At 47.0% G+C, this 13386-nt stretch carries 14 protein-coding genes and 1 rRNA gene (1 of these 15 running past the window's edge); 4 read left to right on the plus strand and 11 right to left on the minus strand.

The window, feature by feature from the left end:
* Both ACT6NV_RS00140 and ACT6NV_RS00145 read right to left on the minus strand, forming a co-directional pair.
* Positions 1-1139 (minus strand): 16S ribosomal RNA (locus ACT6NV_RS00140) (it extends 389 nt beyond the left edge of the window).
* 424 nt (positions 1140-1563) lie between these two features.
* The gene (locus ACT6NV_RS00145) at positions 1564-2265 is read right to left on the minus strand and encodes a DUF4294 domain-containing protein (RefSeq protein WP_445385263.1); all 702 of its coding nucleotides are present in this window, start codon (positions 2263-2265) and stop codon (positions 1564-1566) included.
* Between the two features lie 85 nt (positions 2266-2350).
* On the opposite strand from ACT6NV_RS00145, the gene ACT6NV_RS00150 reads away from it, so the two are divergent.
* Positions 2351-3439: a M42 family metallopeptidase gene (locus tag ACT6NV_RS00150; RefSeq protein WP_445385264.1), complete on the plus strand. Its 1089-nt coding sequence runs from the start codon at positions 2351-2353 to the stop codon at positions 3437-3439.
* Between the two features lie 18 nt (positions 3440-3457).
* The gene (locus ACT6NV_RS00155; RefSeq protein WP_445385265.1) at positions 3458-4006 is read left to right on the plus strand and encodes an NUDIX hydrolase; all 549 of its coding nucleotides are present in this window, start codon (positions 3458-3460) and stop codon (positions 4004-4006) included.
* Here the strand turns inward: ACT6NV_RS00155 and hisS are convergent.
* From hisS to rpsF, 5 genes are all read right to left on the minus strand, one after another.
* The gene (gene hisS / locus ACT6NV_RS00160; protein WP_445385266.1) at positions 3995-5374 is read right to left on the minus strand and encodes a histidine--tRNA ligase; all 1380 of its coding nucleotides are present in this window, start codon (positions 5372-5374) and stop codon (positions 3995-3997) included. The two genes, ACT6NV_RS00155 and hisS, sit on opposite strands and share 12 nt — an antisense overlap.
* Positions 5375-5434: 60 nt before the next feature.
* Positions 5435-5908: a DUF6495 family protein gene (locus tag ACT6NV_RS00165; protein WP_445385267.1), complete on the minus strand. Its 474-nt coding sequence runs from the start codon at positions 5906-5908 to the stop codon at positions 5435-5437.
* A gap of 70 nt (positions 5909-5978) precedes the next feature.
* Positions 5979-6431: a 50S ribosomal protein L9 gene (gene rplI / locus ACT6NV_RS00170; protein WP_445385268.1), complete on the minus strand. Its 453-nt coding sequence runs from the start codon at positions 6429-6431 to the stop codon at positions 5979-5981.
* A 13-nt stretch (positions 6432-6444) separates the two neighbouring features.
* Entirely contained in the window at positions 6445-6741 is a 297-nt protein-coding gene (rpsR, locus tag ACT6NV_RS00175) for a 30S ribosomal protein S18 (RefSeq protein ID WP_445382435.1), read from the minus strand.
* Between the two features lie 4 nt (positions 6742-6745).
* Positions 6746-7084, minus strand: a complete 339-nt coding sequence (gene rpsF / locus ACT6NV_RS00180) for a 30S ribosomal protein S6 (RefSeq protein ID WP_445382436.1) — start codon at positions 7082-7084, stop codon at positions 6746-6748.
* A 243-nt stretch (positions 7085-7327) separates the two neighbouring features.
* On the opposite strand from rpsF, the gene ACT6NV_RS00185 reads away from it, so the two are divergent.
* On the plus strand, positions 7328-8020 hold the full coding sequence (locus tag ACT6NV_RS00185; protein ID WP_445385269.1) for a LytR/AlgR family response regulator transcription factor: 693 nt from the start codon (positions 7328-7330) through the stop codon (positions 8018-8020).
* On the opposite strand, the gene priA is transcribed toward ACT6NV_RS00185, so the two are convergent.
* The 4 genes from priA to nadC are packed head-to-tail and all read right to left on the minus strand — an operon-like array spanning position 8021 to position 12739.
* Entirely contained in the window at positions 8021-10477 is a 2457-nt protein-coding gene (gene priA, locus ACT6NV_RS00190) for a replication restart helicase PriA (RefSeq protein WP_445385270.1), read from the minus strand.
* A gap of 2 nt (positions 10478-10479) precedes the next feature.
* Positions 10480-10917, minus strand: coding sequence for a DUF2147 domain-containing protein (locus ACT6NV_RS00195; protein WP_445385271.1), 438 nt, complete (start codon positions 10915-10917; stop codon positions 10480-10482).
* Complete coding sequence (locus tag ACT6NV_RS00200) at positions 10910-11881, minus strand: YihY/virulence factor BrkB family protein (protein WP_445385272.1); 972 nt, start codon at positions 11879-11881, stop codon at positions 10910-10912. Before ACT6NV_RS00200 ends, ACT6NV_RS00195 begins: the two co-directional genes overlap by 8 nt.
* Entirely contained in the window at positions 11882-12739 is an 858-nt protein-coding gene (gene nadC, locus ACT6NV_RS00205) for a carboxylating nicotinate-nucleotide diphosphorylase (RefSeq protein ID WP_445385273.1), read from the minus strand. It abuts the gene before it with no gap.
* Positions 12740-12880: 141 nt separating this feature from the next.
* Between nadC and ACT6NV_RS00210 the strand changes: the two genes are divergently transcribed.
* Entirely contained in the window at positions 12881-13354 is a 474-nt protein-coding gene (locus ACT6NV_RS00210; protein WP_445385274.1) for a 23S rRNA (pseudouridine(1915)-N(3))-methyltransferase RlmH, read from the plus strand.
* The last annotated feature ends 32 nt before the right edge of the window (positions 13355-13386 follow it).

Consider the following 13386-nt stretch of genomic DNA (forward strand, 5'->3'; position numbering starts at 1 on the left):
CCCATCTTTACATGCTGGCAACTAACGGTAGGGGTTGCGCTCGTTATAGGACTTAACCTGACACCTCACGGCACGAGCTGACGACAACCATGCAGCACCTTGTAATGAGTCCGAAGAAGGGTCCATCTCTGGACCTGTCCCACTACATTTAAGCCCTGGTAAGGTTCCTCGCGTATCATCGAATTAAACCACATGCTCCACCGCTTGTGCGGGCCCCCGTCAATTCCTTTGAGTTTCATTCTTGCGAACGTACTCCCCAGGTGGGATACTTATCACTTTCGCTTGGCCGCCGAGACCGAAGTCCCGACAGCTAGTATCCATCGTTTACGGCGTGGACTACCGGGGTATCTAATCCCGTTCGCTCCCCACGCTTTCGTCCATCAGCGTCAGTGTGTGGTTAGTGACCTGCCTTCGCAATCGGTGTTCTATGTGATATCTATGCATTTCACCGCTACACCACATATTCCGGCCACTTCACCACAACTCAAGACTAACAGTATCAAAGGCAATTTTACGGTTGAGCCGCAAACTTTCACCCCTGACTTATTAGCCCGCCTGCGGACCCTTTAAACCCAATGATTCCGGATAACGCTCGGACCCTCCGTATTACCGCGGCTGCTGGCACGGAGTTAGCCGGTCCTTATTCTTACGGTACCGTCATCTACCCACACGTGGGTATTATTCTTCCCGTATAAAAGCAGTTTACAACCCGTAGGGCCGTCTTCCTGCACGCGGCATGGCTGGATCAGTCTCTCGACCATTGTCCAATATTCCTCACTGCTGCCTCCCGTAGGAGTCTGGTCCGTGTCTCAGTACCAGTGTGGGGGATCCCCCTCTCAGGGCCCCTACCTATCGTAGCAATGGTGAGCCGTTACCTCACCATCTAGCTAATAGGACGCATGGCCATCCTCTACCGTTAAAAACTTTAACTACTAATAAGATGCCTTAAAGTAGTACTATGGGGTATTAATCCGGATTTCTCCGGGCTATCCCCCTGTAAAGGGTAGGTTCCATACGCGTTACGCACCCGTGCGCCACTCGTCAGCGGAAAAGCAAGCTTTTCCCTGTTACCGTTCGACTTGCATGTGTTAGGCCTGCCGCTAGCGTTCATCCTGAGCCAGGATCAAACTCTTCATCGTAGATTCTTAAATATTGTACTTATCAATAAAATGCAATACCAAAATATCTCACCAGAAACAGTCCTCCCAACTCGGTCCAGGTTGTTATATAATTCCTTGACGGATGTTGTTTATTTGTACAAAATGCTTTCCTCATATAAGCCCCGGTCTGTCAAAACCAAAACCCAAAAAAAAAGCGTACGCTGTCTGTCAATATGTCAATGAACTTTCTCTTACTCTCTTCGCCCCCTCAAACGAACCTCTTAAAGTTCGCCTCAAAAGCGGGTGCAAATATAAAATGGTTTTTTTGAAAAACAACTAATATCTGAGGTTATTTTTTTCTTTTTTTTGAAGCAAAATCCTAATGTGCTTATAACTAGAAAATTGCTGCATAACACCTCAAAAAAAGGACCTAAAATTTACGAAAAAAAATATACAGCTGCAACTATTCCCCAGTCTTTTTTACCTGCTTCCATTTATTAGTGAGTGCGGCAAAATCATATTCCAGTACGGAGGCCTGCCGCTGCAGTTGTCCGGAAGCAAAAGCGCGCTGCAGTATGTCTTCAATTAGATAATCTTCATGAATGCTTTCGGGATGATATTCCTCCTTGATGCTGATCTTGAACATCTTTGCAGTGGTCTGATACCAAAAGGCCCGCCAGCCGCTCCGCAATTCTTTCACCAGATCAAATGCCGTTACCCCTGTTTGCCGGTAAATCAGTTTTACCAGGATCTGCCCCTCTGTGCGGGTAAGCTTCTTCAATTCGGCCGAAAACTCCTCTTCAATGTAACGCTGCACCACCTTGGTATATCGCTTCCGCTTACGCTTGGATTTAATCTTTGAAAGACGCTCGTTCAGCGAAACCAATCTCTCGGAGGCCAGCTTTGCATACGGATATACTTTAAGGGTCTTTCGCCTGAGTATATAATACCGCAGCTTATCCTTATAGCTGTCAAATTGCAGTTTCCCGAAAATATACACCTCATCCAGCTCAATGGAGCTTTTAAAGATGGAATCACCTTCAATGATGATGAGTTTTTCGGTAAGCGAATCAATGGGCTCCTCCGGAATTTGTGCCAGGGCAGACAAAGGGAGTCCTAACAGGGTAATACCCCAAAGCAGGTTTGGAATTTTCAGTTCTCTCATAAGCCGGGTCAAAAGTACATATAAAGGGCATGTCTTTCTATTAAATAAACGTGAATATTAGTAAGTTTGCAGCAAACACATTCCTATGAAAATCGAATCCATCCTGAATGCTGAATCGCTTGAATTTTTTGAAAAATACCTGAATAATGCCTCCCCTACCGGCTACGAATGGGAAGGCCAGAAAATCTGGATGAATTACCTGAAGCCCTATGTGGATACTTTTATTACGGATACCTATGGGACGGCCGTGGGGGTGATTAACCCGGATGCCCCGTACAAAGTGGTTATTGAAGGGCATTCTGACGAAATTTCATGGTATGTTAACTACATCACAGACAACGGCCTTATCTATGTGATTCGCAACGGGGGAAGTGACCACCAGATCGCCCCTTCCAAATGGGTAGACATCCATACCAAAAAAGGGATCGTTAAGGGTATCTTTGGGTGGCCCGCCATCCACACCCGTGACAAATCCAAAGAGGAACCTCCGAAAATTGAAAATATTTTCATAGATGTCGGAGCAAAGGATAAAGAGGAGGTAGAAAAATTAGGGGTGCATGTGGGGTGTGTTATCACCTACCCCGATACTTTTCACATCCTGAATAAGGATAAATTTGTCTGCCGGGCAATTGACAACCGGGCAGGTGGCTTTATGATCGCACAGGTGGCCAGGCTGTTGCATGAAAACAAAAAGAAACTCCCTTTCGGCTTATACATTACCAATTCCGTACAGGAAGAAATTGGTCTGAGAGGAGCTGAAATGATCACCCAGCGCATCCGTCCGAATGCAGCCATAATTACGGATGTTTGTCACGATACCACCACCCCCATGATCGACCAGAAGAAAGAGGGTAAAACTGAGATCGGGGCCGGCCCGGTGATTTCTTATGCTCCGGCCGTTCAGAATAAATTGCGGGAACGCATCCTGGAAACTGCCGAAACAAAGAAAATACCCTTTCAGCGGATGGCGGCCTCCAGAAGTACCGGAACGGATACCGATGCCTTCGCCTATAGCAACGGAGGAGTTGCCTCCGCACTGATTTCCCTTCCTTTGCGCTACATGCATACTACTGTGGAAACGGTACACCGGGAAGACGTGGCCAATGTAATCCGACTGATTTACGAAACACTGCTGACCATTAAGGAGGGGGAAACCTTCAGTTATTTTGACTGATGTGCAAACCGCTATCCCATGGACGAACGGATCGACATCTGGAATAAGAACGGCACTCCGACAGGAAAAAGCACCCTGAAATCTGAGGCGCACTTAAAAGGACTCTTTCATCCTACAGTACATATATGGATATATAACGGCCGCGGGCAGGTCTTGCTCCAAAAACGCTCTGAGACCAAAAAAACCTTCCCGGGTTTATGGGATGTTTCCGTTGCCGGCCATGTGGCTGCAGGGGAAGCCATAGAAGAAGCTGCACTAAGGGAGGCCAAGGAAGAGCTGGGCCTGGAAATGCATATTGCAGATCTTTATTTTTACCGGATCTTCAAATCCGTACAAGAACATTCAAACGGTATCCGTGATTGTGAGTTTCACCATTGCTATCTGAGCCGTCTCGATCTCCCGGTTGAGGCTTTTCAATTGCAGGCATCGGAAGTTGCAGAAGTCCGTTGGGAATCGCTTATCGCTTTTGCAGATAAGGTATGGGGCCTTTCAATGAGCCAGGCCTACGTACCCCACGAGCGATCCTATTACGGCAGCGTGATCAAGCAAATAAGGTCAATGCTTTAGGGTTGCAGTAAATTCCTCCCATTTGTCCAGCCGGTAATTGGTCTGACTTCCATTTCGCATATTGCGCACGGTAAATTCGCCGGATTGCAATTCTTCTTCCCCAATAAGGACAACCAGGGGAATATCTCGCTTGTCAGCATATTTAAATTGCTTGCCCACCTTGGTATCCGTGGGATAAATATCGGCCCGAACCCCTTTACTTCGAACTTGCATAAGGAGCTTTAAGGCAGCTTCGCCTTCCTTTTTACCAAAATTCACAAAGAATACATCCAGGGCCTGATCCAGTTGTTCAGGGAATAAACCCAGCTGTTCCAGTACCAGGTAAATCCGGTCCAGACCAAATGAAATACCTACTCCGCTAACGTCATTAAGGCCAAATATCCCGGTGAGGTCATCATAACGTCCCCCTCCTCCTATGGAACCCATATCCACCCCCTGTGGCGCGGAAACTTCAAAAATAGTCCCGGTGTAGTAATTCAGGCCCCGGGCAAGGGTCACATCCAGCTGCAGGCGGGTACTTTGCAGCCCCAGGGAAGCTGTCTGGGCCAGCAGGTATTTGAGCTCAGCAACGCCTTCACTTCCAGTTACCGAATTTTTCAGCAGGTCTTCCAGGGCAGAAAGGGGTTCTGCCGCATCATTTAAATCAAAAAGAGGCGCGGCTTGTTCAATAGCTTGAGCTGAAATACCTTTTTCCAGCATTTCAGCTTTTACCTTCTCCTGTCCGATCTTGTCCAGTTTGTCCAGGGCGACCGTAAAATCTACCAGTTTGTCAGAGGCTCCTATAAGTTCTGCAATTCCCGACAACACTTTGCGGTGGTTCAGTTTTATGGTAACCCCCTGCAACCCCAGGTCAGAGAATACCCGGTCATATAATTGTATGAATTCCAGTTCCTGTAACAGGCCGGCGGTGCCCACCACATCGGCATCGCATTGGTAAAATTCCCGGAAGCGGCCTTTCTGAGGCCGGTCGGCCCGCCATACGGGCTGGATCTGGTAGCGTTTGAAGGGGAAGTCAATTTCGTTCTGGTGCATCACCACATAACGGGCAAAAGGCACCGTAAGGTCGTAGCGCAGGGCTTTCTCACTTAACTGAGGCGTCAGTTTTTGAATGTCCTTTTGGGCGTAGTCTTCAGGATTGACCTTTTTCAGGTAATCCCCTGAATTCAGAATCTTAAAAATCAAGCGGTCTCCTTCCTCCCCGTATTTCCCCGTCAGGGTATCGTAGTTTTCAAAGGAGGGGGTTTCAATCGGCTGAAAGCCAAACTGTTCAAATTGCTGCCGGATAATGCTGATAATATAATTGCGACGGCTGACTTCTGCCGGAGAAAAATCGCGCGTACCCTTTGGTATGGATGGTTTCTGTCCCATAATGCGTTTCAGTGATGCAAATATAAGCGAAAGCCGTTTTAGGCTCGGTAAACCTCCGGCTTAGTTTTGAATGATTTGATCAAACCAGCGGAACAACTCCCCCTTTGTGATCACAGCCCCCTGCTGTATCAGATCAAACTTATCTTTACTGGGGTCTGCGGTATACGCCCTGGAAGCCGTCAAATATTCAACAAAGTCAGACTGCCAGTTTTTACGGAACCAGGAAAACCCTTCCTGGGTTTGCAGGTCGATATTCGGGTTCATCACTTTTACTGAAATGAGCCTGATTTCCTTTTCGGCCGTTTCAAACAAATGCATGTGCTGGGCACTGATATTTTCGAGATAGGCTACTTTGGCCAGCACTCCTTCCCAAATGAGATCCGAAAAAATGTCTATTTCCTCCTCCGCAACTTGGGGTTTATCCCTTTTAATGGCCTCCCATTCACTGCCTGTTATGGATTGGGTGGCCAGGAAATTGATGAATTCCGGGTGCAACTCTTCCAGTTGCTCTTTGCTCAACCTTGTGTATTTCATAAAATCTCCGGATATAAAAAAATCCACTCTCCCGGCTGGCAGAGTGGACTTACAGTTAATGCTTTGAGAACTATTTCTTCTCTCCAATCACCTCAAAGGGGAATTCAAGCTGTACCTCGCGGTGCAGACGAATTTCAGCCTCGTAGGGTCCGGCCCTCTTAATAGCGCCTCCTTTGATACTGATATATTTCTTGTCAATTGAGTGGCCTTCCTTCTCAAGGGCAGCGGCCAGGTCGATATTGGTAACCGAACCAAATAATTTATCTGCTTCGCCAACCTTTGCCGGGATTTTGATCTCCAGCGCCTTCAGGGATTCTGAAAGCTTTTCGGCCTCTTCAATTGCCTGCTTTTCTTTATGCGCCTTTTGTCTCAGGTTCTCGGCCAATACCTTCTTTGCTGAAGGTGTAGCCAGTACTGCTTTTCCCTGAGGGATGAGATAGTTGCGCCCGTAACCGTTTTTTACAGTTACCAAATCGTCCTTGAAACCAAGGTTCTCAACGTCTTGCTTAAGTATTAATTCCATGATCCCTCTGACTTTATTTTAATAGATCTCCTACATACGGCATTAGCGCCAGGTGGCGTGCCCTTTTGATTGCCTGAGCAACTTTTCGCTGGTATTTTAATGAAGTACCGGTAAGCCGGCGGGGAAGAATTTTCCCTTGTTCATTAACCAGTTTCATCAGAAAATCCGGATCCTTGTAATCAATATACTTAATGCCTGATTTCTTGAACCGGCAATATTTCTTTTGCTTGCTGGTTTCGATGTTCAATGGGGTCAGATACCGTATCTCCCCATCCTTCTTACCTTTTGCCTGTTGTTGTAAAGTGGCCATATCCTTACGCTTTAGCTTTTAATTTTGTTCGTCTTTTTTCCGCCCACTCAATGGCGTGCTTGTCCAGTTTTACGGTCAAAAAACGCATAATGCGCTCATCGCGTTTAAATTCCTGCTCGTAAGGAGTTAAAACCTCCCCGGGAGCGGTGAATTCAAAAAGATGGTAAAAACCACTTTTTTTGTGCTGAATCGGGTATGCCAGTTTTTTCAGGCCCCAATTTTCTTTAGACACCATTTTGGCGCCATTTTTTGTCAAGAAATCTTCAAATTTCTTCACTGTTTCCTCTATCTGGGTCTCAGACAGAACGGGATTTAAAATGAAAACAGTTTCGTAATGGTTCATATAATTAAATTATTTAAAAGGAGCGCAAAAGTAAGAATTCTTCCAAGCATTTACAAGAAATAGAAAAAAACTTCGTTATAGGTAGAAGAATCTTAAAATTTCAAGCTTAACCTAAAACCCAAAATTTAAACTATGGTCATTGTCAATCGTACAGTTTTCCGTGCAATGTTTACAACTTTTGTTGCACTTAAGCGTGTATTTTATGTAATTTGTCGATGATTTAACCCCACAAATCAACCATTTATGAAATTAAGAAGTATCGTCGTTGATGACTCATCAATGCAGCGTATGGCAGTTGCAAAGTTGGTGAACAATCATCCGAATTTAGCCCTCGTTGCGGAGTACAGCAACGCTATTGAGGCCAAAAACGGCATCAAGAACAACGAAATTGATCTGATTTTTCTGGATGTGGAAATGCCAATAATCAACGGATTCGACCTTTTGGAGTCCCTTGAGAACCCGCCACAGGTAATTCTGATCACCGGAAAGCCGGATTATGCACTCAAGGCTTTTGATTATGATGTAACCGATTATTTGCACAAGCCCATTACAATGGCGCGCTTTGATGCCTCCGTAAAACGGGCGGTATCCAAGTACGAGCAAATGCACAAGGTTACCGAGGATGAGGAGCATATCTTTGTAAAGAGCAATCTGAAGAAAAGGAAAGTAATCCTGAATGACATTAAGTGGATTGAAGCCCTCGGAGACTACATCAAATTAGTAACCGATGAAGCCAATATCGTGATCCTTTCTACAATGAAGGCTTTCGAGAAACAATTGCCATCGGAGAAATTCTTGCGGATTCACAAATCCTATATCGTTAATCTGGAGAAGATTGAGAAATTCAACAGTAAGAACGTTGAAGTGAGCGGGCGCTCTATACCGCTGAGCCGGAACAAAAAAACCGAGCTGGCCGAGGCCCTGAGCAATGTTTAATTAAATATAGTCCACATTATAGATCACACGAATACTTCTGTATTGTGAAATAGCATTAAAGGAACGTTCAATTCTTTTAATGCTATTTTTTGTTTGTGAAAGGGATTGTCCGGATGGAATCTTCAATAATATGTTTTTATGGTACTGATTACGGATTCGGGCTATGGGCGGGAATTCAGGACCTAAAACCTGCTCCCCGAACAGCTGTCGCATAAATTTTGCAAACCAGGCTGCCCCCTCCCCTACCCGGTTGTATTCTTTGTGCCTGAAGGTAATTTTGATTATCCGGACAGCGGGAGGGTAATGGAATTGTTCCCGCTCATAGAGCTGATCCCTGAACATGCCCTCGAAATCGTCTGCTGCTATCTGCTTTAATATCTGATGGTAGGGGTTGTAGGTTTGTATAATCACCTTTCCCCGCTCGGCTGTCCTGCCAGCGCGGCCCGCCACCTGAGTCAGCAATTGAAAACAACGTTCGTGCGCCCGGAAATGCGGAAAATTCAAAAGGGAGTCAGCATTCATTACCCCAACAAGGGCTACATTTCTGAAATCCAATCCTTTGCTCAGCATTTGCGTCCCTACCAGGATATCAATTTCGCCTGCCTCAAACTCTGAAATGATCTGCTGATAAGCATATTTTCCCCGGGTGGTATCCAGGTCCATACGGGCCAAATTAGCCTCCGGAAACAACTCCGAAAGCTCGGTTTCAACCTGTTCCGTCCCGAGGCCTTTGGTGTCCAGGGTTGGGTTGCCACAAGCCTCACAGGCAGGATCCAGGGCTTTGTGAAAGCCACAGTAATGACAACGCAATTCATTACGTCTTTGATGAAACGTCAGGCTAACATCACAGTTAGGGCATTGCGGGGCATGCCCGCAGGTTTTGCACTCCACTACCGGGGCAAAACCCCTGCGGTTCTGGAACAGTATGATTTGCCGGTGCGCCTGCAGGGCCAGGCGAATCTCCTCCAGCAAGCGTTCCGAAAAATGGCCTGTCATTCGTTTTTTGCGGTACTGCACGGCCAGGTCCACCAATTCCATTTCCGGCAAGAGTACCTCAGAGTATCTCCTGGATAAGCGGGCGTAACCATATTTTCCATTTTGCGCATTATGGAAACTTTCTATGCTGGGAGTGGCAGAGCCCAGCAAAACGGACGCCCCCGCACTTTTGGCCAGTACAATTGCTGCATCCCTGGCATGGTAACGCGGGGCAGGATCAAACTGTTTATACGTGTTTTCATGTTCCTCATCTACAATGACCAACCCGAGTTCACTGAAAGGCAGGAACAGCGCCGATCGGGCACCAAGAATAACGGAGGCCTTTTCCCCGGCCTGCCTTACATGGTACCATATCTCAGCTCTTTCCTGCTGGTTTTGCCTGGAATGAAAAACCACTACCCGCTGCCCGAAAACCAATTGCAGCCGAGAAGTCAGCTGGGCGGTCAGGGCGATTTCAGGTACCAGGTACAATACCTGCTTCCCTTTACGCAGGAATTCCCTGATCAATTCAATATACACCTCGGTTTTCCCTGAAGCCGTAACCCCGTGCAGGAGCGTAACCCGGTCTGTAGCAAATGCAGACCGGATAACAGCAAAAGCCTGCTGCTGCTCCTCATTGAGCTGGATATTGGCATTTCCGGGTGCGCTTCCATCAAAAATGACCCGGTCTTCTTCAAGGTAATACTCCTGTAGTATGTCTTTATCGAGCAAGGTTCGGACAACGGACCTGGAACTTTGCGCCCGCTCTTCCAGTTCTTTGCTTTTTACAGGTTTTTCCCTTCCCTGCTGCAGCTGGAAAAGTTGTAAAATAAGGCGGCTCTGGGCCGGCGCACGACTCATGGAATCCAGAAGTGCCTGCAGGGATGATTCTTCCCTGTAGTCGGGATGGAGGCGCAGATACCTTACTCTTTTGGGAGTATAACCTTTCTGCAGGCGTTCTTCCATTCGAATAGCCCCCCTCCCCAGCATGCGGTTTAAAAGGGGCAAGACCTGTTTGCGGTCGATGATCTCACTAATTTCAGTAACCGATAAAACTTCCTGGTGGTCCAGGGCTTCGAGTATCAGGTATTCAGAATCGTTCAGGGGCTCTTGCCGAACCTCTGCTGCCTCCCCTTTCCGTACCCTGGTTTCACTTTCCAGCAAAAAAACAGAAGGAACTGCTGACCGGAACACCTCGCCCAGGGTGCACATATAATAATGGGCAATCCAATTCCAGTGCTCCAATTGCGCAGCAGATACCAAAGGGCTCTCATCCAGGATGCGGTAAATTTCTTTTGCCTCGTAGGCCTCAGGAGCCCGCTGGTGTACTTCCAGGACAATCCCTGTATACAATTTGGATTTTCCAAAGGGGACCGCTATGCGCATTCCCGGTTCGAGCAGTTGCTTTTCCTCAGCGTTTACGGAATAAGTAAAATTCCTTTCGAGCGGAATGGGAAGCAAGACATCGACAAAATAACCCATAGCTATTGGTTTTCGGCCCTGACCCAGGTCTGAGTCCGATATAAGAAGGCCAGGTATCCGCGAACCTTTAATTGCTGAGGGTTGTCCGGGTCCCACCAGATTTTGGCGCGAAAGGTCATCCCCTGTTCAGGATCAAACAAATACTTTCCCCTCCATTCATGGTTGCCGGACTTATCTAATCCGGTAATGATGGTCATCCCCACAATGGGCTTGTCTTTGCGCTTCCCATCACATTTTTCGCAGCGGGCATCCGCTTTTCCCTCCTCCAGAATCTTACGGACTTTCCCATAAAGCTTATTTTCCTTGGTATAAACCTCCACAAGGGCCTTGGGCTTCCCTGTCCTGTCGTCAATTGTCTTCCAGAAACCTGTAACACTCTGGCTACAGGCTAACAAGGGCAACAAGCAGATTATAATACTGAGCACAGACCTTTTATTCATTCTTTTCAAGATTTTTTCGGAGATAATTTAAAGTGGCATTTAACTCAAAGCCAAGCAGCAGAATATTGCTGTTCAGCCAAATATAGACCATGAGGATCAACAGACCTCCCAGGGCCCCGTAAAGTTCATTATAGGTTGCAAATTCATCTATATATATTCCAAACAGGTAGGAGGTGAGCAGGATCAGCAGGGTGGTCATCAGGGCCCCGTAGGAAAAAAAGCGGGCACTTTTGCCCTCCCTTGTCCCAAAATAATAGAGGATTGCCGTTGTAAAATACGTGAGCAATATAAAAAACAGCACTTTCCCGATCTGAGCCCCTAAAATTTCACCTTCATCCAGAACCACACCGCTGGTCTTTGCCGTGAAATTGGAGAGGTACCCCAATACGTAAAATTCGAAATACACATAGACCACTGCCCCGAGAATGAGCAGCAGGGACAGGATCAGGCCCACCATTAATGCGTAGGCGTATTGCTTGAAGAAATTCCGGGTGAGTTCTATGTGATAACTGGTCTCAAAGCCACTGAAAATTGAATTTACGCCATTGGCCATCAGAAAAATGGAAATCAGGAAGGTGGAAGACAAAAGGCCTCCTCTTTTCTGATCCTTTAACTGTTGATAGATTTCAGTAAAATATTCGCCTGTGGCCGTAGGCAGGAAAGACTCCAGAAAACTCAAAAACTGTGTGTCAAAATCGCTGTTCCCCACGCTCACAAACGGAATAACAAAAGGGACCAGTGTCAGCAAAAACAGCACCAGCGGGAAAAGGGCCATAAACAGGCTGAATGCAATGGCGCTTGCCCGGGTGGAAAGCGCCCCGCGAATGATCCCACGGGTGTACATAACCGTCAGGTCAAAAAGGGAGAGGCCCTCAAATGCCTTGAGGCGTACTCTTTTAAGTACAAACACCAGCCAGCGTACAAGAGGGATTCTTTCAAGTTTTTCAGCCCGGTTATTCGCCATCTAAACCGCCTTTAAACTAAAGTCCATATTGGATACGGAATGGGTCAGGGCCCCGCTGGAAATATAATCAACCCCGCATTCTGCATATTTCCGCAGTGTTTTTTCATTGATCCCTCCGGAAGATTCGCTCTGGCAGCGGCCCGCTATAAGTTCTACCGCCTTGCGGGTATCCTCGTAATTGAAATTATCCAGGAGGATACGGTAGATGCCTTCTGAGCTTAGAATTTCCGATACCTCATCCAAATTCCGGGCTTCGACAATAATTTTGAGGTTTTTTGAATGTTTTTTGAGATAGTCCTTTGTCTGCAGTATGGCCTGGGTAATACCCCCGGCAAAATCGATATGGTTGTCTTTGAGCATGATCATATCATAAAGGGCAAATCGATGATTTTCGCCCCCACCGATTTTTACGGCCCATTTTTCAAGGGCCCTGATCCCCGGCGTGGTTTTCCGGGTATCCAGGATTTTAGTACCGGTTCCTTCCAGTAGTTTGGCGTATTTCGATGTCTTGGTGGCAATGGCACTCATCCGTTGCATGGCATTGAGGACCAATCTTTCGGCCTGCAGAATATTCCTGGAAGAGCCGCTGATGTAGAAGGCCGTGTCTCCGTAAGTAACCGGACTGCCATCTTGCATCAGCACCTCCATTTCCATGGAAGGATCCACTTTCTCAAAAACCTGCCGGGCAAAATCGACTCCGGCCAAAAGCCCTTCATCCTTTACCAGAAGACGGGCTTTTCCACGGGCAGAAGCCGGAATACAGGCCAGGGAGCTGTGGTCACCATCCCCTATATCTTCGCGAAGGGCATTGGCTATTATCAACTCTAATTCTTCCTGAAATTTAGCGGCTGAAATCATGCAATTTTATTGTACTGCTAAAGTAGTAAATAGTTTGCGGAAAGTTCAGAAGACTGCAGACCCAGACCCTTTGTCCTAACAAATTCCCGGGAAACATGCATCCCATGAGCAGAAGTTCAATGGATATCTTACTTTTACCCTGTGAAAATTGTACTACTCGCAACAGGAAAAACTGATTCGCCGGCCTTGCAGCAGCTCATAGATTTATACGCGCAACGGCTTAAGCGCTATATCCCCTTCGAAATCATTTACCTCCCGGATATCAAAGGCGCCGGGGGTATGGATCAGGCTAAATTAAAAGAAAAAGAGGGTGCGCAGCTGGAGAAGCAATTACTTCCCGGAGACCGGCTTTGGCTTTTGGATGAGAAAGGAAAACAATTCAGCTCCAGGGGGTTTGCACGGCATATTCAGAAAAGCATGAACTCCGGCCCCAAGCGACTGTTAGTGGTCATCGGCGGAGCCTATGGGTTTACAGACGAAATACGGGAAAAGGCCCATGACCTTATCAGCCTTTCCAAAATGACTTTTAACCATCAACAGGTCCGTATGATTGCAGTAGAGCAGCTCTACAGGGCCTTCAGCATTCTGAAAGGTGACCCCTACCACAATGATTAAGCCATTGGCATACCACCCACGCCCGGGGAGGG

The sequence above is a fragment of the Robiginitalea insularis genome (genome assembly GCF_052497835.1).